Consider the following 3,282-nt stretch of genomic DNA (forward strand, 5'->3'; position numbering starts at 1 on the left):
AATCTTGACGATGACCTACTCTCACATGGGGAAACCCCACACTACCATCGGCGATGCATCGTTTCACTGCTGAGTTCGGGATGGGATCAGGTGGTTCCAATGCTCTATGGTCGTCAAGAAATTCGGGTACTGAGTCGTGGCCAGTTGGCCTCGCTTCAGCAAATTGGGTATGTGATAGCTTTCGGTGTTTTGCAAGATCTCGAACTTTCGGTTCGTTTCGTCTTCACACACCGCAATCTGGTCTCTTCGACGCAAATTGCTTGGGTGTTATATGGTCAAGCCTCACGGGCAATTAGTATTGGTTAGCTCAACGCCTCACAGCGCTTACACACCCAACCTATCAACGTCGTAGTCTTCGACGGCCCTTCAGGGAACTCAAGGTTCCAGTGAGATCTCATCTTGAGGCTAGTTTCCCGCTTAGATGCTTTCAGCGGTTATCTATTCCGAACATAGCTACCCGGCAATGCCACTGGCGTGACAACCGGAACACCAGAGGTTCGTCCACTCCGGTCCTCTCGTACTAGGAGCAGCCCCTCTCAAATCTCAAACGTCCACGGCAGATAGGGACCGAACTGTCTCACGACGTTCTAAACCCAGCTCGCGTACCACTTTAAATGGCGAACAGCCATACCCTTGGGACCGGCTTCAGCCCCAGGATGTGATGAGCCGACATCGAGGTGCCAAACACCGCCGTCGATATGAACTCTTGGGCGGTATCAGCCTGTTATCCCCGGAGTACCTTTTATCCGTTGAGCGATGGCCCTTCCATACAGAACCACCGGATCACTAAGACCTACTTTCGTACCTGCTCGACGTGTCTGTCTCGCAGTCAAGCGCGCTTTTGCCTTTATACTCTACGACCGATTTCCGACCGGTCTGAGCGCACCTTCGTACTCCTCCGTTACTCTTTAGGAGGAGACCGCCCCAGTCAAACTACCCACCATACACTGTCCTCGATCCGGATAACGGACCTGAGTTAGAACCTCAAAGTTGCCAGGGTGGTATTTCAAGGTTGGCTCCACGCGAACTGGCGTCCACGCTTCAAAGCCTCCCACCTATCCTACACAAGCAAATTCAAAGTCCAGTGCAAAGCTATAGTAAAGGTTCACGGGGTCTTTCCGTCTAGCCGCGGATACACTGCATCTTCACAGCGATTTCAATTTCACTGAGTCTCGGGTGGAGACAGCGCCGCCATCGTTACGCCATTCGTGCAGGTCGGAACTTACCCGACAAGGAATTTCGCTACCTTAGGACCGTTATAGTTACGGCCGCCGTTTACCGGGGCTTCGATCAAGAGCTTCGCGTTAGCTAACCCCATCAATTAACCTTCCGGCACCGGGCAGGCGTCACACCCTATACGTCCACTTTCGTGTTTGCAGAGTGCTGTGTTTTTAATAAACAGTCGCAGCGGCCTGGTATCTTCGACCGGCATGAGCTTACGGAGCAAGTCCTTCACCCTCACCGGCGCACCTTCTCCCGAAGTTACGGTGCCATTTTGCCTAGTTCCTTCACCCGAGTTCTCTCAAGCGCCTTGGTATTCTCTACCCAACCACCTGTGTCGGTTTGGGGTACGGTTCCTGGTTACCTGAAGCTTAGAAGCTTTTCTTGGAAGCATGGCATCAACCACTTCGTCATCTAAAAGATAACTCGTCATCAGCTCTCGGCCTTAGAATCCCGGATTTACCTAAGATTCCAGCCTACCACCTTAAACTTGGACAACCAACGCCAAGCTGGCCTAGCCTTCTCCGTCCCTCCATCGCAATAACCAGAAGTACAGGAATATTAACCTGTTTTCCATCGACTACGCTTTTCAGCCTCGCCTTAGGGACCGACTAACCCTGCGTCGATTAACGTTGCGCAGGAAACCTTGGTCTTTCGGCGTGGGTGTTTTTCACACCCATTATCGTTACTCATGTCAGCATTCGCACTTCTGATACCTCCAGCAAGCTTCTCAACTCACCTTCACAGGCTTACAGAACGCTCCTCTACCGCATCACCCGAAGGTGATACCCGTAGCTTCGGTGTATGGTTTGAGCCCCGTTACATCTTCCGCGCAGGCCGACTCGACTAGTGAGCTATTACGCTTTCTTTAAAGGGTGGCTGCTTCTAAGCCAACCTCCTAGCTGTCTAAGCCTTCCCACATCGTTTCCCACTTAACCATAACTTTGGGACCTTAGCTGACGGTCTGGGTTGTTTCCCTTTTCACGACGGACGTTAGCACCCGCCGTGTGTCTCCCATGCTCGGCACTTGTAGGTATTCGGAGTTTGCATCGGTTTGGTAAGTCGGGATGACCCCCTAGCCGAAACAGTGCTCTACCCCCTACAGTGATACATGAGGCGCTACCTAAATAGCTTTCGAGGAGAACCAGCTATCTCCGAGCTTGATTAGCCTTTCACTCCGATCCACAGGTCATCCGCTAACTTTTCAACGGTAGTCGGTTCGGTCCTCCAGTTAGTGTTACCCAACCTTCAACCTGCCCATGGATAGATCGCCCGGTTTCGGGTCTATTCCCAGCGACTAGACGCCCTATTAAGACTCGCTTTCGCTACGCCTCCCCTATTCGGTTAAGCTCGCCACTGAAAATAAGTCGCTGACCCATTATACAAAAGGTACGCAGTCACAGAACAAAGTCTGCTCCCACTGCTTGTACGCATACGGTTTCAGGATCTATTTCACTCCCCTCTCCGGGGTTCTTTTCGCCTTTCCCTCACGGTACTAGTTCACTATCGGTCAGTCAGTAGTATTTAGCCTTGGAGGATGGTCCCCCCATATTCAGACAAAGTTTCTCGTGCTCCGTCCTACTCGATTTCATGACTAAGAGATTTTCGCGTACAGGGCTATCACCCACTATGGCCGCACTTTCCAGAGCGTTCCGCTAATCTCAAAGCCACTTAAGGGCTAGTCCCCGTTCGCTCGCCACTACTAAGGGAATCTCGGTTGATTTCTTTTCCTCAGGGTACTTAGATGTTTCAGTTCCCCTGGTTCGCTCCATACACCTATGTATTCAGTGTAAGGTAACCATCTTATGATGGCTGGGTTCCCCCATTCAGACATCTCCGGATCAAAGTCTGTTTGCCGACTCCCCGAAGCTTTTCGCAGGCTACCACGTCTTTCATCGCCTCTGACTGCCAAGGCATCCACCGTATGCGCTTCTTCACTTGACCATATAACCCCAAGCAATCTGGTTATACTGTGAAGACGACATTCGCCGAAAATTCGCAATTACTCACAAATTTTACCTTAGCCTGATCCGTTACCAGTGAAAGTAACGTTCAGTCTCT

At 51.3% G+C, this 3,282-nt stretch carries 2 rRNA genes; both read right to left on the reverse strand.

What is annotated here, in order from left to right:
* Window positions 1–2: 2 nt before the first annotated feature.
* Window positions 3–118 (reverse strand): 5S ribosomal RNA (gene rrf, locus HX815_RS31445).
* 153 nt (window positions 119–271) lie between these two features.
* Window positions 272–3,165: ribosomal RNA gene (locus HX815_RS31450) — 23S ribosomal RNA — on the reverse strand.
* Between the last annotated feature and the right edge of the window lie 117 nt (window positions 3,166–3,282).

Source organism: Pseudomonas sp. E6002 (genome assembly GCF_013385565.1).
Classification (GTDB): domain Bacteria; phylum Pseudomonadota; class Gammaproteobacteria; order Pseudomonadales; family Pseudomonadaceae; genus Aquipseudomonas.